This window comes from Leifsonia sp. GW821-FHT13C09 (assembly GCF_058806435.1).
This window is the reverse complement of sequence record NZ_JBXAPS010000003.1, coordinates 95,482-118,214: the sequence shown is the minus strand read 5'-3', so window position 1 is coordinate 118,214 and position 22,733 is coordinate 95,482. Positions and strand designations below refer to the sequence as shown.

Sequence of the window (22,733 nt, the reverse complement as noted above, 5' to 3'; positions counted from 1 at the left end):
TACACCCCCCTCGACCACGATTCGGATACCGAAATGTCTGCAGGCCGCCCGGCAACGTCGCTTTCCGTCGTTCGCGGCTGGAGGCTGGTCGCGCTCTGTCTCGTCGTCGCGAGCGTCGCCGCATGGGGCGGGCTGGTCGCCCCGAGGGCGTACGCGGACAACTATCCGTCGTGGGCCGACGTGCAGGCCGCTCGCTCCAACGAAGCGGCCAAGCAGGCTGAGGTCACGGCGATCACGAACCTGGTCCAGACGCTCAAGACGCAGGTCAAGGCGGCCGAGGATCTTGCCATCCAGCGAGGCAAGGAGAACGAGGCCGCGCAAGCCGCGCTCGCTGTCGGCAAGGAGAAAGCCGACCGCCTCGCCGCCCGGTCGGCCGCCCTGAAGGCCACTGCGGAGGCGTCGCGCCGCGAGGCCGCTGTAGTCGGCGAGAAGCTGGCGCGTTCCGGCGGCCCGGATCTCATGGGCACGCTGCTCACGAGCAGTTCGGTGAATACGGACGAACTGCTCTCCCGCCTCAGCAGCATGGGCAGGCTGACGGCCACCGTCAACGGGATCTACTCCAAGGCTGCTCAGGACGACAACCTCGCGAAGGCCGCGAGCGACCAGGCCGCCTCCGCCAAGAACGAGCTCACCGTGCTCGCGGCGAAGGCACAGGCGGAAGCAGAGAAGGCCGCTGAGGCCCAGAAGCAGATGATCGCGGCGCTGCAGGCCGAGACCGCTCACGAGGGCGAACTCCAGGCGCAGCTCGCATCCCTCACCAGCGCCACGGCGATCACCGAGCAGCAGTACCAGGCGGGGGTCGCCGCCCGGGCTGCGGCCGCGGCCGCAGCCGCCGCGGCAGCTCGTGCTCGGGCCAGGGCCGGCATTTCGGGGCCGATCTCGTCCGACGCCCGGGCCCTCGCGCAGGAGCTGATGGGCTACGTCGACTCCGGACAGCTCGTCGGCTCGTATCCCGACCACATCTTCGAGATCCGCTGGATCGCCGAAGGGCGTTCCGTGCCGAACTGCGGCATCGATACGTCGGTGCTCCAGGCGATGGTCATCGCCGAGCACATGTTCTCGAGCGTCGGCGTCAGCGACATCAACCGGCGCTGCACCGGCCAGATCGAGGGAGCCGGGATCTACTCCCAGCACTACATGAACGGCGGCGGCCACGCCGTCGACTTCTACAGCCTCGGCGGCCAGGGCACCGACGGCGCCGACCGCAACGCGCTCGCCCTCATCCGGACGCTCGACAACTTCATGCCGTACGGCTCGGGCCTCGGGCAGCGGCAGTGCAGGCAGAACGCCGGCGACGAACCGGGCCTGCGCCACTTCCAGGACTTCTACGACACCTGCAACCACCTGCACGTCAACGACCCGATGTGACGGGCCGTCAGCGCCAGCAGGGAATCTGAGCGCGACACGCCTCGATTCTCCTTCCGTACACCGCTCGGAAGGAGAATCGCGCCCGTGTCTCCTGCCTCAGCGCCCGCGGCCTACGGCTCCGTCGTCAGCGGCGCATCCCCGATCACCGTGTGCAACCAGATCCAGCTCCCGTTCGAACTGCCCCGCACCAGATCGACATGCACCGTCTCGTCCGCCGCGATCGGTCCCACCCCGACGTGCAGCGTCCGCGCCTGCGGCGCGTCCAACGTCCAGCTCTGCGCCACCACCCCCGCGTTCGCCGACGCCTCCACCGTCAGCACGGCTCCCAGGTCGAGGAAGAACGGCGCCACCGCCCAGGCGAGGTCGTACGACCGGGTCTCCGTGATCCCGAAGTCGGAGGGCGTGAACCGCACCGAGATCCGGAACCAGTCCGGCGCCTGGGTCGCGTGCACGTCCCACGAGAAGAAGAACGCCGGGTTCAGGTCGGGAGCGAACAGGACGTCGCCGGTCGCGATCCCCGACGGCAGGGTGAGGTCCACGCCCGTTCCGAGCGTGTGGGCGAGGTGACCGGCGTCGAGCGCGGCGATCGTGCCCGGGTACTGACCGAAGTCCGGGAGGCCGCCGAGCTGGCCGCGGAGGCGGTCGGCGAAGTCGGCGAGCTCGGCGCGGTCAGGGCGCCGGGGCGTAGCGGATGAGGGAGGGATGGTGTTCATGGTGCCGCACCCTACGCCGCCGGCGGCGTCGTGGGGATAGGCGAAAACGCGGGCTCAGAACTCCCTCAGCAGCGTCGCCTTCGGGCCCGCGACCAGCGTGCCCGCCGGCACGTCCTCCGCGACGATCGCCCCGGCCGCGATCACCGCGTCGCGGCCGATGCTGACGCCCGGGAGGATCGTCGCCCCCGCGCCGATCCACACGTTCTCGGCGACGTTGATCGGGCCGCCGGTCAGCCAGACGCGGCGCTCCTCCACGTCGACCGGGTGGCCGACCGTGATGAAGGTGACCCGGGGCGCGACCATGACGCGCGGCGCCAGGCGGATGCCGGCGTAGTCCAGGAACGTGCAGTTCTGGTTGATGAACACCCGCTCCGACAGCTCCAGGTTGAGGCCGTGGTCGGTGAAGAACGGCGGGTAGATCGTCACCCGCTCCGGCAGCGGACGGCCGAGGATCTCCCCGAACAGTGCCGCCTTGCCCGCCTCGTCGTCGAACGGCAGCACATTCAGCCGCGAGGTCAGCTCGGTCGCGCGCAGCACGCGCTCCGACATGGCCTGGAACTCGGGGGAGTGGATGCGCATCAGGAGGTCGCTCGGCATCCCACGATCCTCCCTCCGCGCCCGCTGCGCGCCCGGCCGGACACGCCAGCGATGTCGGCGCACGCCAGCGATGTCGGCGCACGCCAGCGATGTCGGCGCCGGACGGTACGCTGCCCGCATGGCTATCGAGGTGCTCCCGGCGACGGGCCGCTGGGACGATTTCGCCACGTTCATGGTGCCGCGGAAGGCCGGCGCCGGAGGCTGCGTGTGCATGTCGTACCGGGACGCGCGCCTGTCGATGCCGGAACGCGTCGACTACATGCACCGCGAGTGCTCGACGGAACCGGGCCCTGGCGTGCTGGTCTACGCGGACGGGGAGGTCGCCGGCTGGTGCTCGGTCGCGCCCGAGTCCACGTACCGGCGGCTCATGAACTCTCGCACCATCCCGCACCTGGACGAGGAGCTCGACCCGTGGTCGATCGTGTGCTTCGTGGTGCGCGGCGGGTTCCGCAAGCGCGGGCTGATGCACGACCTCCTCGACGGGGCGGTGGAGCACGCGCGGGTGTCCGGAGCGCGGCTCGTGGAGGGCTACCCGGTCGAGACCCGGGGCGAGCGGGTGGACGTGATCAGCGGCTACGTAGGCACCGTCGAGCTGTTCGAGAAGCACGGGTTCACCCGGCTGCGGGAGACGGACGCGCACTCGGGCGGCGCGGTGCGGTGGGTGATGCGGCGGGAGGTGGCCTGAGCGCGTCCCGCACGCACGACGGCCGCCGACCCTGCCGGGTTGGCGGCCGCACCCCCACCGGGGACGAGGGCGGAGGACTCACCCCCGGCTGATCCGCCGCCGGTAGATCGCGGTGGCGAACCCGTAGGCGACCACCAGGATGCCGACGCACCAGGCGAGGGCGATCCAGATGTCCCCGGTGACCGGCTGCTGCGCGAACAGCGCCCGGATGGTGTCCACGATCGGCGTCACCGGCTGGTGCTCGGCGAACCAGGCGACCGGGGCCGGCATCGTGTTCGTCGGGACGAACGCCGAGCTGATGAACGGGAGGAAGATCAGCGGGTAGGCGAAGGCGCCCGCGCCGTCCACGCTCTTCGCCGAAAGCCCGGCGATCACGGCCACCCAGGTCAGCGCCAGGGTGAACAGCACCAGGATGCCCGCGACTCCCAGCCAGGCGAGCACGCTCGCGCCGGTGCGGAAGCCGATCAGCAGCGCGACCAGGACCACCAGCACGACCGAGATCATGTTGGCGACCAGCGACGTCAGCACGTGTGCCCACAGCACGCTCGACCGGGCGATCGGCATGGACTGGAAGCGCTCGAAGATGCCGCCCTGGAGGTCCATGAACAGCCGGTAGGAGGTGTATGAGATGCCTGACGCGATCGTGATCAGCATGATCCCGGGGAGCAGGTAGTTCACGTACGAGCCGGAGTCGGGGCCGGTGTTGATGGCCCCGCCGAGGACGAACACGAACAGCAGCATGAGGGCGATCGGCACGATGGTGACCGTGATGATCGTGTCCAGGCTGCGCGTGATGTGCTTCATGGACCGCCCGGTGAGGACGGTGGTGTCTGCGACGAAGTTCGCGGTGGACATCAGGACTCCTTCGACGGCTGCGTCTCCGCGGCCGCGGATGCGGTGGAGGGTGCGGTGGGGGCCGCGGCGGAGGCCGACGGTCCGACGATGGCGAGGAACACGTCCTCCAGGCTGGGCTGCTTCTCCACGTACTCGACCTGCGCCGGCGGGAGGAGCTGCTTGAGCTCGGCGAGCGTGCCGTTCGCGATGATGCGGCCCTCGTGGAGGATCGCGATGCGGTCGGCGAGCTGCTCGGCCTCGTCCAGGTACTGCGTGGTGAGCAGCACGGTGGTGCCGCGGCCGGCGAGGCGCTTGACCGTGTCCCACACCTCCAGCCGGGCCTGCGGGTCGAGGCCGGTGGTCGGCTCGTCGAGGAACACCACCGGTGGCTCGCCGATGAGGCTCATCGCGATGTCGAGCCGGCGGCGCATGCCGCCCGAGTACGTGCCGACCTTGCGGCCGCCCGCGTCGGTGAGCGCGAAACGGGCCAGCAGCTCGTCCGCGATCCCGGCCGGGTTCTTCAGGTGGCGGAGCCGGGCGACCAGGATGAGGTTCTCCCGGCCGCTCAGGATCTCGTCCACCGCGGCGAACTGGCCGGTGAGGCTGATCGAGTCGCGCACGTCGTCGGGGTTGCGAACGACGTCGAATCCGTTGACGGTGGCGGTGCCGTCGTCGGCCTTCAGCAGGGTGGAGAGGATCTTCACCGCCGTGGTCTTGCCGGCCCCGTTCGAGCCGAGGAGGGCGAAGATGCTGCCGGGCTGGACGTCGAAGTCGACGCCGCGCAGCACGTGCACGTCCTTGTAGGACTTCTGGAGGCCGCGCACCCGGATGGCGGGGCCTGTGGTGGGATCGGTGGTCGTGCTCATGAGTTCTTCTCCTGCTCGCGTTCGGCCGCGTCGACGGCCTCGGTGAGGCGGGCGCGCTCCTTGTCGATCCAGCGGGTGCCGACGTAGGCCGCGGCGAACGCCTCGGCGAACTCGACCGGGTCGTCCCCGACGATGTCGCGGACGGGCGCGCCGTCGGCGGCGGCGCGCTCCCACAGCTCCACGAAGTCGGTCATCATCGTGAGGATGGTGTCGCCGTCGACGATCCCGCCGTTGTACATGAGGTAGCGGTTGAGCGCCTTCGCGACGTCGTTGTACGGCTCGGGGAGGGCGTCCAGCCGGCTCTTGATCTGCCGGTACTGCTTCTTCTGCTCGAGCGATCCGGTGACCAGCTCGATCCACTTCGGTGCCATGTCAGTTTCCTCCGTCTCGGAGCTGTTCCAGTCGTTCTGCGAGGAAGCTCCAGGTCCTCCAGAACTCGTCCAGGTATTCGCGTCCCGCTGCGTTGAGCGAGTACACCTTGCGCGGCGGCCCCTTCTCCGACGGGACCTTCTCGACATCCACCAGACCCCGCTGCTCCACCCGGACGAGCAGGGCGTAGACGGTGCCCTCGGCGATGTCCTCGAAGCCCTGGTCGCGCAGCCACGAGGTGATCTCGTACCCGTACGCGGCCCGGCCCGACAGGATGGCGAGGACGATGCCCTCGAGCGTGCCCTTGAGCATCTCCGTGGTCAGCTTCCCCACGACGTCCTCCCAACTACTCAGTGTTGTTGACTACCACTAGATAGTAAGACCAAGTACCGGTAGATAGCAACACTGAATACCGACGTTTTTCTTGCGCGGGAGAAATGGCGACGACACGGGCGAAATCTCCTTCCCGACGCCATTGGGAAGGAGATTCGGAGCAGAACTCCTGCGCAGGCTCAGCGCCCCGAAAAGCCGACCACCTGATCGACGAACCCCGCCGTAGCACCCACCACGAGCTCGCGCACGTCGCGCGCCGTGAGCGCGGACGCCTTCAGCGTCTTCATCCCGTGATCGGCGCCCGCGACGGTCACGATCCGCACGTTCCCGTGCTCCCCGGGCGCCGCCGCCACCGCGGTGCGCAGGAGGTCGGCGCCGCCGAAGGTGTCCCGGTCGCCCTGCAGCACCAGCACCGGGACCGACGGGGTGAGCAACTCCTCCAGGCGCGACGCCTCGGGGCGTCCCGGCGGGTGGAGGGGGAACGCCAGGCACACCACCGCGACGGCTCCGGTCGCGTCGGCGGTGCGGCACGCGACCCGCGCCCCGGCGCTGCGGCCGCCGACGATCACGGGGACGCCGTCGGCGAGGTCCGCGACCGCGGGCGCGGTCTCCAGCCAGGCGGCGTCGAGCGCGGCCGGCTGGGAGGCGACCTTCTTGCCGGCGACCCGCCACGGCTGTTCGTAGCGCGCGACCGTGATGCCGCGGGCGGGGAGCGCGGCCGCGAGCGCGGCCAGGTCGGCGGCGCCGATGCCACCGCCGGCGCCGTGGCCGAGCCAGAGCACGGCGCGAGGGCGCTCCGCGGGCGCGACGACCAGCCGGCCGGGCCCGGCGGTGGTCGGAACGTCCACATCCACGCCTGGAACGCTAGCGGGTATCGCACCGCCGGCGCATCCTTGGGCTGGCGGTCACGTGGCGTCCGCGGTGTCCGGCCCGTGCGGAGGAGGGTGGCCGCCTGGGTGACAGTTGCCTGCGCCGATATAATCGGTGTTACGCCAACCGTTGCGATTACGCAATTGTATTGCGACGGCCTCATCACTGACGGCGTCACCACTTCTGAGGCGGGGGTCCTGCGGATGAGTCTGAGCACCACACTGGGGATCGACGCGCCGATCGTCCTCGGCCCGTTCGGCGGTCTGTCCTCCGTCGCCCTGACCGCGGCCGTGAGCGAGGCCGGTGGCCTCGGCTCCTACGGTCTGTACGGCTACGACGGGGCGCGCATCCGCGTGGTCGCGGCGGAGCTGCGGAAGGTCACCGGCCGTCCGGTCGCGCTCAACCTGTGGCTGCCGCACCGGGAGGCCGGCGAGCACGACACGCTCGACCGCGGAGAGTTCGACCGGGCCGTCGCCGGGATGGCCGAGCTCTTCGCGCAGGCCGGGGTGCGGCCTCCCGAGTGGCCGGTCGCACCGCTGCCCGACTTCGACGAGCAGGTGGAGGCTGCGCTCGACGCGCGGCCGGCCGCGCTCAGCTTCGTCTTCGGCGTCCCGTCGCCTGCGGTGGTCGAGGAGGCCCACAAGCGCGGCATCGTCGTGATCGGCGCGGCGACCACGGTCGCGGAGGCCCGCGCCCTGGAGGCGGGGGGAGTCGACGCGATCGTCGCGTCCGGCGCCGAGGCCGCGGGGCACCGGCCGTCGTTCCTGCTGGAGCCCGAGCGCAGCATCGTGGGCGGCCTGTCGCTGATCCCCCAGGTGGTCGACGCGGTGAGCGTCCCCGTGATCGCGGCCGGGGGCATCGCCGACCGGCGTGGGGTGGCCGCGGCGTTCGCGCTGGGGGCGTCCGGCGTGCAGGTGGGGACGGCCTTCCTGGCGACGGCGCAGTCCGCGGCGCCCGCCGTCCACCGCGAGCGGATCCGCGCGGCGCTGCCCGCCGACACGGTGCTGACCCGGGCGATGAGCGGCCGGCTCGCACGCGGCCTCCCGAACCTCGCCGTCCGGGCGATCGAGAGCAGCGGGGCCGGGGCGACCTTCCCGCTGCAGAACATCCTCACCGGCGTGTTCCGCCGCGCCGCGTCGGCGGCCGAGCGGCCAGAGCTGCTGTCGCTGTGGATGGGGCAGAGCGCCGGGCTCTCCCGCTTCGATGACGCCGCAGACGTGTTCGCCGAGCTTGCGGCGGGGGTGCCGGATGACGCACGCTGAGCCGTCCCGCACGCACCGCGTCGTGCGCCCGCCCATCCTCTACGCGGGCACGCCTGTCATCCTGCTCGCTTCGGTGAACGACGACGGCAGTCCCAACCTCGCGCCCGCGTCGTCCTACTGGGCGCTCGGGCAGATGCTCGCGCTCGGGCTCGAGACGGAGGGGCACACGCTCGCGAACCTCGAGGACCGGCCGCAGCTGACCGTCAGCTTCCCGTCGCCGCCGCTCTGGCCGGCGGTGGAGCGCATCGCCGACCTCACCGGACGTCGGGAGGTCCCCGCGGCGAAGGCCGGACGGTACACGCACCACGCCGACAAGTTCGCCGCCGCGGGGCTCACGCCGCAGGCCTCCGACCTGGTCGGGCCGCCGCGGGTGGCCGAGTGCCTGCTCCAGCTCGAGGCCGAGGTGCGGCGGATCATGCCGGGCGTCACAGGGGAGTACGCCATCGCCGAGGCGGAGGTCGTGCGCGTGCACGCCGACCGGCGGATCGTCGCGGACGGCGACCACATCGACCCGTTGGCGTGGGAGCCGATCGTGTACAGCTTCCGGCACTATTTCGGGATCGGGCAGCCGTTGGGGGCGCGCGGGGGTGCACCGGCGGCGACCGCGCCCGTGGCGACCGACGCCGCGTCGGCCTTCGACGTGGACGCCTGGGAGCTCTGGGAAGTCGGCGGCGACTCCGCCTGCTGGCTCGCCTCCGTCTGCCCGGAGTGCGGGGCGATGCGCGAGGGGGACGGTCCGTGCCCGCGCTGCGACGCGGAACCGCCGGACTGATTCCTAGATCCCGGCGGCGCCCGGGAGCAGCAGCGTGAACCGGCCGTCCGCGCTCGGCAGGTCGCCCGCCGCCAGCGCGAACGCGCGGAAGGAGGCCGCGGCCGCGTTCCGCTCGCCCGGCTCCATCCCCGCGAGCACCTCGGCGAGGGCCGAGCGCCGGTGGCCGATCACGCGCTCGACGAGCGCGCTGCCCTCCGGGGTGAGCGCCACGCGCACGAAGCGCCGGTCTTCCGGATCCTCGGTCCGCGTGACCAGCCCCAGCCGGACGAGCTTCTCGCAGGTGCGGGTCGCGTTGGACGCGTGCACGCCGAGCTCGGCTGCCACGCCGCCGAGGGTCTGCGGTCCACGGGTGGCGACCATCACGAGCACCCGGAGCTGCGGCGAGGTGACGATGTCCTCGACTTCGGACACCGACCGGGCGGCGACCCGCATCATCACGTCGGCCGCCTGGAGGGCCGCGTCGACGTCGTCCGCGTGCTGTTCTTCGTGGTCCACCCTCCAGTTCTACCGTGCATCGCGGCGCGCGCGCACCAGTGCGCGCGTGGGGGCCGGTCGCGAGCGGTCCTGAATCCGACGTGCGAACACGCTCCGAGTGCCCGGCGACCCCTACCGGACGGGTTGCGATTGCGGGACAATTGCGCTATCGCAACTAAGGAGGCGATCGTCATGGTCGAAGCACAGGACCGCGACGTGGTCGAAGGCCGGTACACCCAGGCCCAGCCCGAGACGGCCGAAGGGCGCGTCGTCCACGGTCAGTACACCGAAGGAGAGGGGCACCTCGGCCCCGACACCGAGGTCGTCGGAGCCTACGTGGGCTCCGAGCGCGAGGGGAGACCGCCCCTCGTGCGCAGCACCCACCAGCGGAGTGGAAACTATCCGAAGGCGGAGCACGAGGAGGCCGACGCGACCGCTGCGTCCGACGGGAAGGGGTAGCCGCCAGGGCGGAGCGCCCTGCCACCTTCAGTGGGGCGTTCCGTCCCCGCGCGCCCCGGGGCGCTAGGCCCGCCCCGACTTCACGCTCACCACCCCGTCGATGCGGCCCAGCTCAGCGAGGAGGCGGTCGGCCTCCTTCCGCGTGCCCCGGATGTGCACGGCGAGCTCCAGATCCCGGTCGGGGCGCCGGCGGAGGTCCTCCACGCTCGTGTGAAGGTTGTCCGCGGCCAGTCGGTCCATCACCGCGCCGAGCGGTGCGCCGGACGCGTCGACGCGCACCACGAGCCGGCTCTCCCCGCGCTGCCGGATCAGTCGCTCGGCGGTCGGCAGTGTGCCGAGCGCGACGAGGTGGAGGGCCGTCCCGGCGAGAGCGAGCAGGGGCAGACCCGCGCCGCACGCCATGCCGACGGCGGCGGTCATCCAGATCGACGCCGCCGTGGTGAGGCCGACCACGTTGCCGCGGTTCACGAAGATCACGCCGGCGCCGACGAACCCGATGCCGGTCACGACCTGCGCCGCGATGCGCGCCGGGTCGGTCGCCGGCAGGCCGAACGTGGTGAAGCCGAATGCCGACACCAGCGTGAACAGCGCGGACCCGAGCCCGACGAGGATGTGCGTGCGCAATCCGGCGCTCTTGAACTGGCGTTCGCGCTCCACACCGATGACGGCCGATAGCACGAAGGCGAGCAGCAGCGCCACGAGTTGCGGCACGAGCGCGCCGGAGGGCAGCCAGCCGCTCATGCTGCGCTCCCGGTCCGTGCCTGCTCCTGCTCGGGGACCCTCCCGCTCATGGGCGGAGTCTAGGAGGGCGCGGCCTCCGTGGCACCCCCTGGCGCCCCGCCCGGCTGCGACCGCCGTCGCACGAACACCAGCAGGCACAGGTGCACAACCGCCAGCGCGCTCGCCACCCCGACCGCCGCCAGCCAGCTCGCCGGGGTGGTCCCCGTGCTGAACAGCAGCCCGAGCACCGTGGTCGCCACGATCGCGCCCACGTAGCGCGAGGTCTGGAAGATTCCCGCGGCGACGCCCGCGTCCTGTGGTCGGGCAGCGGCGTAGAGCGCCTGGTTCATCCCGATGCTCACCACGCAATAGGGGATGCCGAGCGCGGCCGTGATCAGCAGCACCACCCACGGCGCCGTCGTCGCGGCCGCGAACCCGAGCAGCACCGCGCCCACGATCAGGGCCGCGGCGCCGGTGAGCAAGGTGGGGCGCAGCCCGACGCCCTCGATCGCCCGCGCGGCAAGGGGAGTGACCGCGATCGTCACGGCCGCCAGCGGGAACATCAGCAGACCGGTCACCCCCGCCGAGTACCCCGCGTGCTCCTGGAGGTACTGGGGGAGGCCGAAGAACGCCGAGTAGTACACCGTGTTGAACACCGCGAAGCAGAGGTAGACCATCAGCAGCCGGTGGTTCGCGCCGAGCAGCCGCAGGTCGAGGAACGGGTGCGCTGTACGCAGCTCGCGCCACACGAACAGTGCGCCGGCGATCGGCACCAGGGGGAGCAGCCACCAGAGCGGCTGCGGCCGCAGGTCGAGCAGGAACACCAGCAGCGCGGTCAGCGTCGCGATGAAGAGGAGGATGCCCGGCACATCCGACTCCGCCACCACCCGGCGCAGCGGAACACGCTCACGCGGCGCGTCGCGGGGCGCGAAGAACCGGACCCCCAGGAAGGCGAGCACCGCGAGCGGGACGTTGACCCAGAAGATCGCCTGCCAGCCGAGGAAGGTGACCAGTGCGCCGCCGAGCACCGGTCCGATCGCGGCGCCCGAGGTGTTGGCGATCTGGATGCGACCGAGCAGCCGCGGCGTCCCGACGCGGGTGCGCGCCGAGACCGTCCGGAGCATCGCGATCGCCGACGGGAACGCGGTCGCCGTCCCGATCGCGAGCGCGACCCGGCCGACGCAGACCGCGGCGAACGACGACGAGAACGGGGTGAGAGCGCACGCGAGCACGACCACCAGCATCCCGAACAAGAACAGCCGGCGCGGCCCGAACCGGTCGGCGAAGCGCCCCATCAGCGGCTGTCCCGCGGCGGAGGCCAGGTAGAAGGACGTGATCACCCAGGTCACCGTCGTCACCGTCACCTGGAAGTCGCGCTGCAGCGGCACCAGCGCCACGGCGATCATGGACGAGTTGAGCGGGTTGAGCAGCGTTCCGAGGCTGAGGGAGGCCACCGCCCAGCCCGTGCGGGCGTTGTCGGGCGGTGCGTCGGTCACCCGTCCACCCTACGCGCGGCGCGGGTGGCGTCCTGCGCGGTGCGGCGTCCCTCGCTCCTGCTCGCGCCGCCTCAGTCGTCGAGGTCGGCCGTGGTGAGCGGGATCGTGGAACGGTACGGGTAGGCGGGCATGGACGAGAACTGCTCGTCGTCGTCCAGTTCGTAGACGTCGTAGGCGAGCGCGCCGGCGAAGAGGGTGGCGACGCGGATCTCGCCCGGCGGACACCCTCCGATCAGGGGCACGACCACGACGCTGTCCAGGGTGCGGCGGTCCTCGTAGAGGAGCGCCGCTTTGATGGTTCGCGTGAGAGCGTCCATGACCAGACGCTACGCCGCGCCGGGGCGACATCTTGACGACGCGCGGGCGGACGGCGAAAGTGAGAATCGGAGGAAACGCCCGAGAGGACACCGATGGGAACGCTGATCTACGACGGAGCCGACGGCTTCACCTTCGACGACCGGGTGCTCGCCCACCTGCAGGCGGTGATCGCCACGAAGCTGCGCCGGCGCGAGGGATTCCTGCTCATCTGGGCGGATCGCACGGGCGGCACCGAGCCGACCCTCCGCTCGATCTGGCTCGACCCGTCGATCAGCCTCCAGTTCGCGTTCACGCACAACACGCTCCCGGAGCTCAACCGGGAGTGGCTGGCGATCCTCACCGAGAAGGCGAACGGCAACGGCGGCCTGATGCTGGAGGACGAGCTCCGCGCCGAGATCCGCCAGGAAGTCCCCGAGGGGACGTATCGCGGGTCGCGCGCGAAGAAGCAGGCCGACTGAGATGGGCAAACTGATCTACGGCGCCGGACGCGAGTACGAGTTCGACGACAGGACGCTCTCGCACGTCAAGATCGCGCTGGTCACCAAGCTGCGCCGCCACGAGAGCTTCCTGCTGAACTGGGAGGTCCCGGTCGAGCAGGGCGGCGGCCGGATGAGCCTCTGGATCAGCCGCGAGATCCCGCTGGCCTTCGTGTTCAACGGCTCCCGGCCGCCCGCGCTCAACGAGCGCTGGATGGAGGCGCTGCTGCAGACGAGCCAGCGCACCGGGGGAATGGTGATCATGCCGGAGGACTCGGTGGAGGGCGGGGGGCCGGTCTAGGCGTGAGGGGCCGCTGAGCGCCCGCTGCGAGACAGCCCCGAAGGCCGCCAACCGGCCTACCATCGAAGCATGGACAAGGTGGAGGGCCGGCTCGGCACTCGCGCCGAGCGAGCGGCCGAATGGCTGGACGCCAAGCTGCTCCCGGTCCTCGGTCCGCCTCCGCTGGGCCCCTACGACCAGGAGGCACCGAGGACGGAAGCCGCGACGTGCCCGCTGTGCGGCAGCCGGATCGACGAGCACGGGATCGAACGGGACCACGGTCACGCGTTCCTGATCTGCCCGGCGCCCGCGCGCACGCAACTGCAGGTCGAATAGGCGACCGGTTATGAGCGCTTACGGCGCGGCCGCGAGCGTCAGGGGGAGGTGCGCGCCGCGCGGGGCGGCGGGGCCAGCAGGAGGGGGATCACCCCGTACGCGAAGGCGGCGAACAGGAGAAGGATCCACGCGCCGAGGACGGCCTGGTACGGGTCGCCGGCGTGGAGGGTCAACCAGGTCGACACCAGCCATTGGGCCGCGGCGATCGCGGAGACGCTGCCGGTCGCGAGGAGGACGAGGCGGGTCGCGAGCGCCGGGAGCCGCGGGAGCATAGCCGCGGCCGCGCCGAGGAGCGCGGCGATCGCCGAGACCGCGAACGTCGCCGCGAAGAACTCGTGCGTCGGCGTCGCTCGGTCGGCGGGTCCGCTCGACGACCAGTGCGTGCCGACGGCCTCCGGGAGGTCGGCGCCCCACGCCGCGCGGAACCAGAGGGCGAGAGCGGCCGGGGCGAGCACCGTCGCCGCGGCCGCGACGCGTCTCGCGGTCCCCTCGGACATGCCGCCTCCTCCCGTCTGAGAGACCCCGAGCCTCCCTTCGGCGAAACTACCAGCCGCCGGCCCTGCGCCTCCCCGGCCCGCGGGCATAGGCTCGCCCCATGCGGCACGGTTACGAGTCCCCCCAGGAGCCCGTCGGTCTGAATCCCGTGTTCTCACGGCCTGGGGAAGCGACCGAGTTCGCGCGGTTCACGCTCCCGGACGGGGAGTCGCTGCCGGAGACGGCGTTCCAGGTGGTGCACGACGAGGCGATGCTCGACGGGAACGCGCGGCTGAACCTGGCGACCTTCGTCGGCACCTGGATGGAGGATCAGGCCGGGCGGCTGTACTCCGAGGCGGTCGACAAGAACATCGTCGACAAGGACGAGTACCCGCAGACCGCCGCCATCGAGACGCGGTGCTGGCGGATGCTCGCCGGGCTGTGGAACGCGCCGGATCCCGAGCGGTCGATCGGGACCTCCACCATCGGGTCCTCGGAGGCGTGCATGCTCGGCGGCCTCGCGCTCAAACGGCGCTGGCAGCAGCGGCGGCGCGCGGCCGGGCTGTCGACCGAGAAACCCAACCTCGTGATGAGCGCCGCCGTGCAGGTGTGCTGGGAGAAGTTCTGCAACTACTTCGAGGTGGAGCCGCGGTTCGTCCCCATCTCGCTCGACCACAGGACGCTCGACGGCGAAGGGCTCGAAAGGTACGTGGACGAGAACACCATCGGCGTCGTCGCGATCATGGGCGTCACCTACACCGGGATGTACGAGCCGGTGCAGGCCATCAGTGACGCGCTCGACGCGATCCAGAAGAAGACGGGGCTGGACGTCCCCATCCACGTCGACGGCGCGTCCGGGGCGATGGTCGCGCCGTTCATCCAGCCCGACATCGTCTGGGATTTCCGGCTGGAGCGAGTGGCCTCCATCAACACGTCCGGGCACAAGTACGGGCTCGTCTATCCCGGGATCGGCTGGGTGGTGTGGCGGGAGGCCGACCTGCTTCCGGAGGAGTTGATCTTCAAGGTCAGCTACCTCGGCGGCTCGATGCCCACGTTCGGGCTCAACTTCTCGCGTCCGGGCGCCCAGGTGCTGTTGCAGTACTACCAGTTCCTGCGGCTCGGGTTCGACGGCTACAGGCGCGTGCAGACGGCCTCCCGGGACGTCGCACGCTACCTGGCCGACGAGGTGCGGTCGCTGGGGCGCTTCGACATCTGGACGGACGGCAGCGACATCCCGGTCGCGGCCTGGCAGCTGAAGGCCGGCCACGACGCGCCCTGGACGCTCTACGACCTGTCGATGCGGCTGCGGACGCGCGGCTGGCTGGTGCCCGCCTATCCGATGCCGGAGGCGCTCACCGATGTGACGGTGCAGCGCGCGGTGGTGCGCAACGGGCTCAGCCGCGACCTGGCGGGCGGCCTGTCGGACGCGATCCGGACGAGCGTGCAGGAGCTGGACGAGCTGAAGGCGCCGATGCCGGGGCCGGACCGGGTGGCATTCCACCACTGAGCGGCCCGCGCGCGCGTCACGGCAGCAGCGCGATCTTCCCTCCCGGGTGTCCCTCGGCGAGGAAGCGCAGCGCCTCCGGCGCCTCTGCGAGCTGGTAGGTGCGCGCGATCGGGACCTGCAGCCGTCCCTCGGCGGCGAGCGCCAGCAGTTTCGGCCGGACCGCGTCGCGGAAGGCGGCGCTCTCGGGCTGCGCTCCGAAGATCGCGTGGAAGCCCTCCTTCTCAGCACGTCCGGAGGCGACGATCGTGACGATGCGGTCGCGGTCCTCCACCAGCTCGAGCGAGACGTCGATCGCCTCGTCGGTGCCGACTGTGTCGAGCGCGGCGGCGATCGGGCCCTGCGCGGCGTCCCGCACCCGGTCGGCGAGGCCGGGACCGTAGGCGACGGGGATGCCGCCGAACCGCCGCACCCGCGCGAAGCTGCCCTCGCTCGCGGTGCCGATGACGTGCGCGCCGAGTTCGGCGGCCTGCTGCAGGACGCTCACGCCGACCGCGCCGGACGCGCCGTGCACCAGGATGGTGTCCCCGGCGCCCACGTGCGTGACGTCGAGCATCTGCGCCGCCGTCGCGCCGGCCAGCATCAGGTTGGCGGCCTCCTCGTCGGAGAGCGCCGCCGGCTTGGCGAAGACGTCGGCAGCCGGGACCGTGACCTCTGTCGCGTAGCCGCCTTGGATGCGGAACGCGACCACGGCGTCACCGGGCGCGCCGCCGCCCGAGGCGAGCTCGGTGCCGGGGCCGAGCTCCACCAGCTCGCCCGCCAGCTCGTAGCCGATCGGGACCGGCAGCTCCAGGCCGGGACGGGGTCCGGCGACGTGCTTGTAGTCCGCCGGGTTGACACCGGCGGCATGCACCCGGATCCTTGCCTCGCCCGGTCCCGGACGGGGGACCTCCCGCTCGGCGAACGTCCACGTGTCGGGGGAACCCCACTGCTCTGCCAACCACACTCGTGCCATGCCGCCCAGTCAACGCGTGGAGTCTGGGTGGAGGCTCCGTGTGGCGGGCGCGGTCAGGACGCGGGCGCGTGTGGGCGGCTGCGGGTGAACCAGGCTGCGCCGCGGCCGACCCAGAGCGGCAGCGCGATGGCGACCGCGAGTCCCATCGAGAGGATGCCGGCGACGGGCTGGGTGGTGAGCGCCGTGAACACGCCGACCCCGAGGTGCACCACGCTCGCCAGGAGCACGATCACGCGCGCGAGGTCCGCGCCGCGGAAGACACCGAATCCGACTGCGAGGTACGCGACGGCGACGATCAGGTAGCCGATAGTGGAGACCAGGATGTTGCCGGTCTCGTTGGCGGGGAGGACGCCGCGGATGGCCGCGAGGATGATCAGCAGCACGCTGAGGATCAGCTCCACCGTCCCGACCAGCCAGCAGAGGACTGCGACCGCCGTCACGACGCCGGGACGGTTCTCGCCGGTCATGACGCCGAGACCGTGTCGGTGGCCTTGCCGCTGTGCCGGGCGCGGCGCGACCGGGTGGGCGCGAGCCGGAGCACCTGGGCGGTGGAGCTGTCGTCGAGCTCGACCAGGTAGTTGCGCGACTTGATGAAGTCGCTGAACGACCGGTAGCCGAGCGCCTTCTCGCTGAACGACGGATCCATGCGTTTCATCTGGCTCTTCACCGACGAGGAGTGCAGCCACTCTGTGTCGTCCTTCTCGTGGCCGAGCTGCATCGCGCGGGCGAGGAGGCGGGTGGCGACGACCTGCGGGTCCTCTGTGGTCTCCTCCTCGGCCTCCGGCTCGGTGGTCGCGGCCTTGCGCTTGCGGGCGGGACGCTTCGCAGGCTCGGCGGCGTCGGCGGGCTGTTCGGTGGCCGCGCTTTCGGCTGCGGTCGTCGCCGAGCGGCCGGAACGGCCCCGGGACGTGCCCGCGGGGGCGGCCTCCGGAGCCGCGTCGGTCTCTGCCGCGTCGGTCTCCAGCGCGTCGGTCTCCGCGGCGGCGGTCTCCGCGGCGGCGACGTCGGTCTCGGCCGCCTCGTCGCGGGCGATGCCGGGGAGATCGTCGTAGCTGACGAACTCGTCGCACGCGGCCGCGAGAGAGCGCGCGGTCGACCCGGCGACGCCGATGCCGATCACGTACCGGCCCAGGCGCTTGATCCGCTGCGCCAGCGGGATGTAGTCGGAGTCGCCCGCCACGATCACGACGTGGGTGAGTTCGGGGAGCCGGAAGAGGTCCTCCACGGCGTCGACCGCCAGCCGGATGTCGGCGCCGTTCTTGGCGTAGGCCGCGGCCGGGAACAGCTGCACCAGGTCGACGGCGCGGCCGACCAGCTGGCCGCGGTACTCGGCGTTCACGGCGGCGGACCAGTCGGCGTAGGCGCGGGTGAGCACCAGGGTGCCGAACGACGACGCGAAGTCGATGACCGCGCCGAGGTCGACCCGCGCCTCCGCGAGCTTCGCGACGAAGGCCGGTTTGGGCTGCGTGCCCGACTTCTGCCGGTCGCGCATGAACGAGCCGCGGCCGTGCACCTGGTCGTAACGGGAGATGACGATGTTGTCGAAGTCGATATAGACCGCGACGCGGCCGTCCCCGGGTTCGCTCATGCTGTCACGATATCCCGCCGCCCGGCTCCGGCCCCAGTCGCCATGTCGGCAACGGAGGACTTCGGCGGCGACACGCCGGAGAAACGCAGCGAACGGAGGAGATCGGGGTGCGCGGCGGGCGGAAGTCCTCTGTTAGCGACGGGCTGGGGGTGGGCGGCGAGGTCGGGCACGCGTGGCTGACGGAGGAGATCGGGCCTGGGGACGGCCCGATCTCCTCCGGTGGCTGCTTTGCGGCGGCGTGGCGAGCGGAGTCTCTTCCGCTCGCCACGCGAGTCAGCGGGTGTGGCGGTCGGCGACGGTGAGCGCGGCGTCGATCGCGGCGAGGCCGCGGCGCAGCTCATCCTCCTCGATCACCAGCGGAGGGGCGATGTGGATGCGGTTGAAGTGCGTGAACGGCCAGACGCCCGCCGCCTTGCACGCCGCCGCGACCTCGCCCATCGGGGCCGCGTCCGCGCCTGCGGCGTTGAACGGCACCAGCGGCTCGCGCGTCTCGCGGTCGCGCACCAGCTCCAGCGCCCAGAACAGGCCGCGGCCGCGGACCTCGCCGAGCGACGGGTGCCGGTCGAGCCAAGCGGTGACCTCGGGCTCCACGACGCGCTCGCCGAGGTCGCGGACACGCTCCAGGATGCCGTCGCGCTCGAACACGTCGAACGTCGCGACGCCCGCCGCGCAGGCCAGCGGGTGGCCGGAGTAGGTGAGGCCGCCCTGGAACGAGACGTCGTCGAAGAACGACGCGATCGCGTCCGAGATGACAACGCCGCCGAGCGGGACGTAGCCGGAGTTGACGCCCTTCGCGAAGGTGATCAGGTCGGGCACCACGTCGAACGCGTCCACAGCGAACCACTCGCCGACCCGGCCGAAACCGACCATCACCTCGTCGGCGATGTAGACGATCCCGTACTTGTCGCACAGGGCCCGCACGCCGGCGAGGTAGCCGGGCGGCGGCACCAGCACGCCGTTGGTGCCCACGATCGTCTCGATGATGATCGCGGCGACGGTGGCCGCGCCCTCCAGGACGATGACGCTCTCGAGGTGCTCCAGCGCGCGCTGCGTCTCCTCCTCCGGGGTGGTGGAGTGGAACGCCGAGCGGTACAGGTACGGGCCGAAGAAGTGCGCCACGGACGGGTCGCTCGGCTCGTTCGCCCACCGCCGCGGGTCGCCGGTCAGCGAGATCGCCGTCGCGGTGCCGCCGTGGTACGAGCGGTACATGGACAGCACCTTGCGCCGTCCGGTGACGCGGCGCGCCATCCGCACGGCGTACTCGTTCGCGTCGGCGCCGCCGTTGGTGAAGAACACCCGGTTCAGGGTGCCCGGCGCCACCCGGGCGATCCGGCGGGCCAGCTCCCCGCGCACGTCGTTCGCCATCGACGGCTGGATGGTCGCGAGGCGACCGGCCTGCTGCTGGATCGCGGCGACGAGGTCGGGGTGCTGGTGGCCCAGGTTGAGGTTGACCAGCTGCGAACTGAAGTCGAGGTACGCGTTGCCCTGGTAGTCCCAGAACGTGGAGCCTTCCCCCGCGGCGACCGGCAGCGGGTCGATCTGCGCCTGCGCGCTCCAGGAGTGGAAGACGTGGCTGCGGTCGTCGCTGCGCACCTGGGTCTCGGCGTCGGCGTCCCCGAAGGAGTGCGAGACGCCACGGCGGTCGGTGAAGCCGGTGCGGACGGTGGTGTCGATGGTGTCGGTCATATCGGTGACTTCTCTCGAGATGCTCAGGAGTTGCCGGGGAACGCCAGCTCGATCTTCGAGTGGACCGGGTCGGGCCAGCGCGTCGTCACGACCTTGCTGCGCGTGTAGAAGTGGAACGACTCGGGGCCGTAGATGTGCGAGTCGCCGAACAGCGAGTTCTTCCAACCGCCGAACGAGTAGGCGCCGATCGGCACCGGGATCGGGACGTTGATCCCGACCATGCCGACCTCCACGTCGAACTCGAACTGCCGGGCGGCGCCGCCGTCGCGGGTGAACAGTGCGACGCCGTTGCCGTACGGGTTGGCGTTGACGAGCGCGACCGCCTCCTCGAAGGTGTCGACGCGGACGACCGAGAGCACCGGTCCGAAGATCTCGTCGTCGTAGACCGCGGTGCCCGGCTTCACGTGGTCGACCAGGCTCACGCCGACGAAGAAGCCATCGGTGTCGAACCGCTGCGCCGTCCCGTCGACGACGACCGTCGCGCCCTGCTCCGCGGCCTTCGCCACGTAGGAGGCGACCTTGTCGCGGTGCTCGCGGGTGATGAGCGGGCCCATCTCGCTGGCCGGGTCGGTGCCCGGGCCGATCGCGAGGGAGCCGAGGCGGCGCTGGATGGCCGGGACGAGCCGGTCGCCCGCCTCGCCGACCGCGACCAGGACGCTGACCGCCATGCAGCGCTCGCCCGCGGAGCCGTAGGCGGCCGAGACGGCGGCGTCGGCCGCGGCCTCGATGTCGGCGTCCTCCAGGACGACCATGTGGTTCTTCGCGCCGCCGAGGGCCTGCACGCGCTTGCCGTTGGCCGCGGCGCGCTGGTAGATCGAGCGGGCGATCGGCGTGGAGCCGACGAAGGAGACGGCAGCGACGTCGGGGGAGTCGAGCAGCGTGTCGACGGCCTCCTTGTCGCCGTGCACGACGTTCAGCACGCCGGCCGGGAGGCCCGCCTCGGCGAACAGCTTCGCCAGGTAGACCGAGGCCGACGGGTCCTTCTCGCTGGGCTTGAGGACGACGGTGTTTCCGCACGCGATCGCGCTCGCGACCATCCACAGCGGCACCATGACCGGGAAGTTGAACGGCGTGATGCAGGCGACGACGCCGACCGGCTGCTTGACGCTGTGCACGTCGATGCCGGTGGACACCTGCTCGCTGTACTCGCCCTTGAGCTTGTCGATCAGGCCGGACGCGAACTCGACGTTCTCGAGGCCGCGGGCGATCTCGCCTGCGGCGTCGGACAGCACCTTGCCGTGCTCGCTCGTCACGATCGCGGCGAGCTCGCCGCGGCGCTCGGTGAGGAGGTGGCGGAGACGGAACATCACGTCGGCCCGCTTGGTCAGGCTTGTGGCGCGCCAGCCGGGCAGCGCGGCCTTCGCCGCGGCGATCGCGGCTTCGGTCTCTGCGGCGCTGGCGAGCACGACGTCGTGCTGCCGCACGCCGGTCGCGGGGTCGAAGACGGGGCCGAGGCGGGCCGGGTCGCCGGACTCCTCGCCGTTCACGAAGTGGCGGATGAGGGCCACGGGATCCTCCTGGAGGTGCTGCGCCGGACGGATTGCCCGGCGGGGAAGTAGGCTTGCATTCCCCATGATCACAGAGCGGAGGGGCGAACGATGAGGCCAGATCGTCGGGCGTTCGGGCAAGACGACACAGTTCGTCCGGGCGCGGAGCGGATGGTCCTGCCGACCGTGCGCGAGGTGCTGCGGATGGACCCGGTGGCCGACGCGCTGCCGGAGGTCGTCGCCGGCGAGGACGGCCTCGACACGCTCGTCCGCTGGGTGCACGTCGCCGAGACCGCGGACGTGGCGCGGCTGGTCTCCGGGGGTGAGCTGCTGCTGGCGACCGGGCTCGGCTGGCCGCGCGACGTCCGCGCGCTGCGGGCTCTCGGCCGCGACCTCGTCGAGGCCCGGATCGCCGGTCTCGTGCTCGAACTGGGCGAGCGCCTGCCCGAGGCGCCGGCGCCGCTGGTGGAGGAGTTCCGCGCGGCCGGGCTGCCCTTCGTGGTCCTGCACCGCGAGGCGCGCTTCGTCGCGGTCACCGAGGCCGTGCACGCGCGGATCATCGACGACCAGTCCGTCGCGCTCCGGGCGAGGGACGAGATCCGGGAGCTGTTCACCGGGCTCAGCCTGCGCGGCAGTCCGGCCGACTTCATCGTGGCGCAGGCGGCGCGCGTGCTGGGCTGCCCGGTGGTGCTGGAGGACACCGGCCACCAGGTGCTCGTCGCCGAGAACGTCGGCGACGGCGAGGCCGAGCTGGAGCGCTGGGAGCAGCGCTCGCGGGCCGCGCATCGGGGCGCCGGGGAACCGGGCTGGACGCTGACGCCGGTGGAGGCGCGCGGGATGCGCTGGGGCCATCTGGTCGCACTCCCGGGCGAGCCGCACCCGGCCGGCCGGTCGAGCGTGCTGGAGCAGGCGGCCGTCGCCCTGGCGCTGAGCCGGCTGGCCGACCGCGACGAGGAGGAGTGGACGCGCCGCAGCCACGACGCGCTGCTGCGCGCGCTGCTCGGCCGGCGATTCGCGGGCGACGGCGGCATGGCCGCGCGGTTCGAGGCGTCCGGCTTCCCGGTCGCCGAACGGATGCTGGCCGGTGTGGCGGTGCGCACCCGGTCGGGGCGGGTCGAGGCGGACGCGGCGGCTCGGGCACTGGAGGCGGCGCGCGCGGCAGGAGCGGAGTCCATCGCGGCGCCGCATCCCGCCGCTCCCGGGCTCCTCGTGGTGGCCGTGTCGTCCCGGCCGGGGCGGCCGGGCGCCGACGCGGTCGCCGACGCGCTCGCCGGAGGGGACGCGGCGGTCGTCGGGGTCGGTTCGGACGCGCACGGGATCCCCGGGCTGCTGTCGTCGGTGGAGGAGGCCGTCGAGCTGACCGGCCGTGGCGGCGGCGGCAGGGGCAAGCACGCCGTCGTGCAGCGCGCGGAGAGCCGGCCGCTGCTGCGGTTGGTGACGGCGTTCGGCGACGACCCGCGGCTGCAGGAGTACGCCGAGCGGATGCTGCGCCCGCTGATCGAGTACGACCTCGCCAACGACGGCGACCTGATCGAGGTGCTGCGGGCGTATCTCAGTCACCCGGGCAACCGCACGCGCGCCGCCGCCGCGAGTCACCTGTCCCGGTCGGTCTTCTACCAGCGCATCGCGCTCATCGAGGACCTGCTGGGGCTCGACCTCGACGACGGCGAAACCGTCGGCGCGCTGCACGCCGCCGTGCTCGCGCGCCGCGTCCGGCGCTGAGCCCCGCGCGATTCGGCACGAATGTCGCGTTTCGCCGCGTCATTCCCCGCATTCGGCACGAATCGCGTGGGGCGTGACGCAGGCTGAAC

At 71.9% G+C, this 22,733-nt stretch carries 27 protein-coding genes; 10 read left to right on the top strand and 17 right to left on the bottom strand.

What is annotated here, in order from left to right:
* The first annotated feature begins 33 nt into the window (after positions 1-33).
* Positions 34-1,368 (top strand): coiled-coil domain-containing protein, encoded by a 1,335-nt coding sequence (locus AC1ROW_RS11970; RefSeq protein WP_493019135.1) that lies wholly within the window; start codon positions 34-36, stop codon positions 1,366-1,368.
* A 110-nt stretch (positions 1,369-1,478) separates the two neighbouring features.
* Here AC1ROW_RS11970 and AC1ROW_RS11965 read toward each other — a convergent pair whose 3' ends face one another.
* Both AC1ROW_RS11965 and AC1ROW_RS11960 read right to left on the bottom strand, forming a co-directional pair.
* The gene (locus AC1ROW_RS11965) at positions 1,479-2,081 is read right to left on the bottom strand and encodes a hypothetical protein (protein WP_493019134.1); all 603 of its coding nucleotides are present in this window, start codon (positions 2,079-2,081) and stop codon (positions 1,479-1,481) included.
* Between the two features lie 54 nt (positions 2,082-2,135).
* Positions 2,136-2,678 carry a DapH/DapD/GlmU-related protein gene (locus AC1ROW_RS11960; RefSeq protein ID WP_493019133.1) on the bottom strand — a complete coding sequence of 181 codons (543 nt, stop codon included), beginning with the start codon at positions 2,676-2,678 and terminating at the stop codon, positions 2,136-2,138.
* 118 nt (positions 2,679-2,796) lie between these two features.
* Between AC1ROW_RS11960 and AC1ROW_RS11955 the strand changes: the two genes are divergently transcribed.
* Complete coding sequence (locus AC1ROW_RS11955; RefSeq protein ID WP_493019132.1) at positions 2,797-3,363, top strand: GNAT family N-acetyltransferase; 567 nt, start codon at positions 2,797-2,799, stop codon at positions 3,361-3,363.
* Positions 3,364-3,441: 78 nt separating this feature from the next.
* Here AC1ROW_RS11955 and AC1ROW_RS11950 read toward each other — a convergent pair whose 3' ends face one another.
* The 5 genes from AC1ROW_RS11950 to AC1ROW_RS11930 form a co-directional block, all read right to left on the bottom strand.
* Entirely contained in the window at positions 3,442-4,218 is a 777-nt protein-coding gene (locus tag AC1ROW_RS11950; RefSeq protein ID WP_493019131.1) for an ABC transporter permease, read from the bottom strand.
* The gene (locus tag AC1ROW_RS11945; protein ID WP_493019130.1) at positions 4,218-5,063 is read right to left on the bottom strand and encodes an ABC transporter ATP-binding protein; all 846 of its coding nucleotides are present in this window, start codon (positions 5,061-5,063) and stop codon (positions 4,218-4,220) included. The genes AC1ROW_RS11950 and AC1ROW_RS11945 overlap by 1 nt, the downstream gene beginning before the upstream one ends.
* Positions 5,060-5,434, bottom strand: coding sequence for a DUF1048 domain-containing protein (locus tag AC1ROW_RS11940; protein WP_493019129.1), 375 nt, complete (start codon positions 5,432-5,434; stop codon positions 5,060-5,062). The genes AC1ROW_RS11945 and AC1ROW_RS11940 overlap by 4 nt, the downstream gene beginning before the upstream one ends.
* A 1-nt stretch (position 5,435) precedes the next feature.
* On the bottom strand, positions 5,436-5,765 hold the full coding sequence (locus AC1ROW_RS11935; RefSeq protein ID WP_493019128.1) for a PadR family transcriptional regulator: 330 nt from the start codon (positions 5,763-5,765) through the stop codon (positions 5,436-5,438).
* A 179-nt stretch (positions 5,766-5,944) separates the two neighbouring features.
* On the bottom strand, positions 5,945-6,619 hold the full coding sequence (locus AC1ROW_RS11930; RefSeq protein ID WP_493019127.1) for an alpha/beta hydrolase family protein: 675 nt from the start codon (positions 6,617-6,619) through the stop codon (positions 5,945-5,947).
* Between the two features lie 219 nt (positions 6,620-6,838).
* On the opposite strand from AC1ROW_RS11930, the gene AC1ROW_RS11925 reads away from it, so the two are divergent.
* Entirely contained in the window at positions 6,839-7,897 is a 1,059-nt protein-coding gene (locus tag AC1ROW_RS11925; RefSeq protein ID WP_493019126.1) for an NAD(P)H-dependent flavin oxidoreductase, read from the top strand.
* On the top strand, positions 7,884-8,669 hold the full coding sequence (locus AC1ROW_RS11920) for a flavin reductase family protein (RefSeq protein WP_493019125.1): 786 nt from the start codon (positions 7,884-7,886) through the stop codon (positions 8,667-8,669). The genes AC1ROW_RS11925 and AC1ROW_RS11920 overlap by 14 nt, the downstream gene beginning before the upstream one ends.
* Before the next feature lie 3 nt (positions 8,670-8,672).
* Here the strand turns inward: AC1ROW_RS11920 and AC1ROW_RS11915 are convergent, their stop codons facing one another.
* Entirely contained in the window at positions 8,673-9,164 is a 492-nt protein-coding gene (locus AC1ROW_RS11915) for a MarR family winged helix-turn-helix transcriptional regulator (protein WP_493019124.1), read from the bottom strand.
* A 171-nt stretch (positions 9,165-9,335) separates the two neighbouring features.
* Between AC1ROW_RS11915 and AC1ROW_RS11910 the strand changes: the two genes are divergently transcribed.
* Entirely contained in the window at positions 9,336-9,602 is a 267-nt protein-coding gene (locus AC1ROW_RS11910; RefSeq protein ID WP_493019123.1) for a hypothetical protein, read from the top strand.
* A gap of 63 nt (positions 9,603-9,665) precedes the next feature.
* Here AC1ROW_RS11910 and AC1ROW_RS11905 read toward each other — a convergent pair whose 3' ends face one another.
* The 3 genes from AC1ROW_RS11905 to AC1ROW_RS11895 form a co-directional block, all read right to left on the bottom strand.
* Complete coding sequence (locus AC1ROW_RS11905; protein WP_493019122.1) at positions 9,666-10,343, bottom strand: MgtC/SapB family protein; 678 nt, start codon at positions 10,341-10,343, stop codon at positions 9,666-9,668.
* A 59-nt stretch (positions 10,344-10,402) separates the two neighbouring features.
* Positions 10,403-11,818 (bottom strand): MFS transporter, encoded by a 1,416-nt coding sequence (locus AC1ROW_RS11900; protein WP_493019121.1) that lies wholly within the window; start codon positions 11,816-11,818, stop codon positions 10,403-10,405.
* Positions 11,819-11,889: 71 nt separating this feature from the next.
* Complete coding sequence (locus tag AC1ROW_RS11895; RefSeq protein WP_493019120.1) at positions 11,890-12,135, bottom strand: hypothetical protein; 246 nt, start codon at positions 12,133-12,135, stop codon at positions 11,890-11,892.
* Between the two features lie 93 nt (positions 12,136-12,228).
* On the opposite strand from AC1ROW_RS11895, the gene AC1ROW_RS11890 reads away from it, so the two are divergent.
* From AC1ROW_RS11890 to AC1ROW_RS11880, 3 genes are all read left to right on the top strand, one after another.
* A complete protein-coding gene (locus AC1ROW_RS11890; protein ID WP_493019119.1) occupies positions 12,229-12,594 on the top strand; it encodes a DUF7882 family protein in 366 nt (121 codons plus the stop codon).
* A 1-nt stretch (position 12,595) separates the two neighbouring features.
* Positions 12,596-12,913, top strand: coding sequence for a DUF7882 family protein (locus AC1ROW_RS11885; RefSeq protein ID WP_493019118.1), 318 nt, complete (start codon positions 12,596-12,598; stop codon positions 12,911-12,913).
* Positions 12,914-12,982: 69 nt separating this feature from the next.
* Positions 12,983-13,228 (top strand): hypothetical protein, encoded by a 246-nt coding sequence (locus AC1ROW_RS11880; protein ID WP_493019117.1) that lies wholly within the window; start codon positions 12,983-12,985, stop codon positions 13,226-13,228.
* A 38-nt stretch (positions 13,229-13,266) separates the two neighbouring features.
* On the opposite strand, the gene AC1ROW_RS11875 is transcribed toward AC1ROW_RS11880, so the two are convergent.
* On the bottom strand, positions 13,267-13,725 hold the full coding sequence (locus AC1ROW_RS11875; protein ID WP_493019116.1) for a hypothetical protein: 459 nt from the start codon (positions 13,723-13,725) through the stop codon (positions 13,267-13,269).
* 98 nt (positions 13,726-13,823) lie between these two features.
* On the opposite strand from AC1ROW_RS11875, the gene gad reads away from it, so the two are divergent.
* Positions 13,824-15,209 carry a glutamate decarboxylase gene (gad, locus tag AC1ROW_RS11870; RefSeq protein WP_493019115.1) on the top strand — a complete coding sequence of 462 codons (1,386 nt, stop codon included), beginning with the start codon at positions 13,824-13,826 and terminating at the stop codon, positions 15,207-15,209.
* A gap of 16 nt (positions 15,210-15,225) precedes the next feature.
* Here gad and AC1ROW_RS11865 read toward each other — a convergent pair whose 3' ends face one another.
* The 5 genes from AC1ROW_RS11865 to AC1ROW_RS11845 form a co-directional block, all read right to left on the bottom strand.
* Positions 15,226-16,161 carry a quinone oxidoreductase family protein gene (locus tag AC1ROW_RS11865; protein ID WP_493019114.1) on the bottom strand — a complete coding sequence of 312 codons (936 nt, stop codon included), beginning with the start codon at positions 16,159-16,161 and terminating at the stop codon, positions 15,226-15,228.
* Positions 16,162-16,214: 53 nt separating this feature from the next.
* Complete coding sequence (locus AC1ROW_RS11860; protein ID WP_493019113.1) at positions 16,215-16,628, bottom strand: hypothetical protein; 414 nt, start codon at positions 16,626-16,628, stop codon at positions 16,215-16,217.
* Positions 16,625-17,749, bottom strand: coding sequence for an NYN domain-containing protein (locus AC1ROW_RS11855; RefSeq protein ID WP_493019112.1), 1,125 nt, complete (start codon positions 17,747-17,749; stop codon positions 16,625-16,627). Before AC1ROW_RS11855 ends, AC1ROW_RS11860 begins: the two co-directional genes overlap by 4 nt.
* A gap of 273 nt (positions 17,750-18,022) precedes the next feature.
* Positions 18,023-19,435, bottom strand: a complete 1,413-nt coding sequence (locus tag AC1ROW_RS11850) for an aspartate aminotransferase family protein (protein ID WP_493019111.1) — start codon at positions 19,433-19,435, stop codon at positions 18,023-18,025.
* Between the two features lie 23 nt (positions 19,436-19,458).
* Positions 19,459-20,943 carry a CoA-acylating methylmalonate-semialdehyde dehydrogenase gene (locus tag AC1ROW_RS11845; protein ID WP_493019110.1) on the bottom strand — a complete coding sequence of 495 codons (1,485 nt, stop codon included), beginning with the start codon at positions 20,941-20,943 and terminating at the stop codon, positions 19,459-19,461.
* A 90-nt stretch (positions 20,944-21,033) separates the two neighbouring features.
* On the opposite strand from AC1ROW_RS11845, the gene AC1ROW_RS11840 reads away from it, so the two are divergent.
* Positions 21,034-22,644 (top strand): PucR family transcriptional regulator, encoded by a 1,611-nt coding sequence (locus tag AC1ROW_RS11840; protein ID WP_493019109.1) that lies wholly within the window; start codon positions 21,034-21,036, stop codon positions 22,642-22,644.
* Positions 22,645-22,733 lie beyond the last annotated feature (89 nt).

What these genes read in the sequence shown, in the direction of transcription:
- AC1ROW_RS11970 (WP_493019135.1), top strand. Translation starts at nt 34, where the DNA reads ATGTCTGCAGGCCGCCCGGCAACGTCGCTTTCCGTCGTTCGCGGCTGG.
- AC1ROW_RS11965 (WP_493019134.1), bottom strand. Translation starts at nt 2,081, where the DNA reads ATGAACACCATCCCTCCCTCATCCGCTACGCCCCGGCGCCCTGACCGC.
- AC1ROW_RS11905 (WP_493019122.1), bottom strand. Translation starts at nt 10,343, where the DNA reads ATGAGCGGCTGGCTGCCCTCCGGCGCGCTCGTGCCGCAACTCGTGGCG.
- AC1ROW_RS11945 (WP_493019130.1), bottom strand. Translation starts at nt 5,063, where the DNA reads ATGAGCACGACCACCGATCCCACCACAGGCCCCGCCATCCGGGTGCGC.
- AC1ROW_RS11920 (WP_493019125.1), top strand. Translation starts at nt 7,884, where the DNA reads ATGACGCACGCTGAGCCGTCCCGCACGCACCGCGTCGTGCGCCCGCCC.
- AC1ROW_RS11850 (WP_493019111.1), bottom strand. Translation starts at nt 19,435, where the DNA reads ATGACCGACACCATCGACACCACCGTCCGCACCGGCTTCACCGACCGC.
- AC1ROW_RS11925 (WP_493019126.1), top strand. Translation starts at nt 6,839, where the DNA reads ATGAGTCTGAGCACCACACTGGGGATCGACGCGCCGATCGTCCTCGGC.
- AC1ROW_RS11960 (WP_493019133.1), bottom strand. Translation starts at nt 2,678, where the DNA reads ATGCCGAGCGACCTCCTGATGCGCATCCACTCCCCCGAGTTCCAGGCC.
- AC1ROW_RS11875 (WP_493019116.1), bottom strand. Translation starts at nt 13,725, where the DNA reads ATGTCCGAGGGGACCGCGAGACGCGTCGCGGCCGCGGCGACGGTGCTC.
- AC1ROW_RS11890 (WP_493019119.1), top strand. Translation starts at nt 12,229, where the DNA reads ATGGGAACGCTGATCTACGACGGAGCCGACGGCTTCACCTTCGACGAC.
- AC1ROW_RS11910 (WP_493019123.1), top strand. Translation starts at nt 9,336, where the DNA reads ATGGTCGAAGCACAGGACCGCGACGTGGTCGAAGGCCGGTACACCCAG.
- AC1ROW_RS11895 (WP_493019120.1), bottom strand. Translation starts at nt 12,135, where the DNA reads ATGGACGCTCTCACGCGAACCATCAAAGCGGCGCTCCTCTACGAGGAC.
- AC1ROW_RS11855 (WP_493019112.1), bottom strand. Translation starts at nt 17,749, where the DNA reads ATGAGCGAACCCGGGGACGGCCGCGTCGCGGTCTATATCGACTTCGAC.
- AC1ROW_RS11865 (WP_493019114.1), bottom strand. Translation starts at nt 16,161, where the DNA reads ATGGCACGAGTGTGGTTGGCAGAGCAGTGGGGTTCCCCCGACACGTGG.
- AC1ROW_RS11840 (WP_493019109.1), top strand. Translation starts at nt 21,034, where the DNA reads ATGAGGCCAGATCGTCGGGCGTTCGGGCAAGACGACACAGTTCGTCCG.
- AC1ROW_RS11885 (WP_493019118.1), top strand. Translation starts at nt 12,596, where the DNA reads ATGGGCAAACTGATCTACGGCGCCGGACGCGAGTACGAGTTCGACGAC.
- AC1ROW_RS11940 (WP_493019129.1), bottom strand. Translation starts at nt 5,434, where the DNA reads ATGGCACCGAAGTGGATCGAGCTGGTCACCGGATCGCTCGAGCAGAAG.
- AC1ROW_RS11955 (WP_493019132.1), top strand. Translation starts at nt 2,797, where the DNA reads ATGGCTATCGAGGTGCTCCCGGCGACGGGCCGCTGGGACGATTTCGCC.
- AC1ROW_RS11950 (WP_493019131.1), bottom strand. Translation starts at nt 4,218, where the DNA reads ATGTCCACCGCGAACTTCGTCGCAGACACCACCGTCCTCACCGGGCGG.
- AC1ROW_RS11880 (WP_493019117.1), top strand. Translation starts at nt 12,983, where the DNA reads ATGGACAAGGTGGAGGGCCGGCTCGGCACTCGCGCCGAGCGAGCGGCC.
- gad (WP_493019115.1), top strand. Translation starts at nt 13,824, where the DNA reads ATGCGGCACGGTTACGAGTCCCCCCAGGAGCCCGTCGGTCTGAATCCC.
- AC1ROW_RS11860 (WP_493019113.1), bottom strand. Translation starts at nt 16,628, where the DNA reads ATGACCGGCGAGAACCGTCCCGGCGTCGTGACGGCGGTCGCAGTCCTC.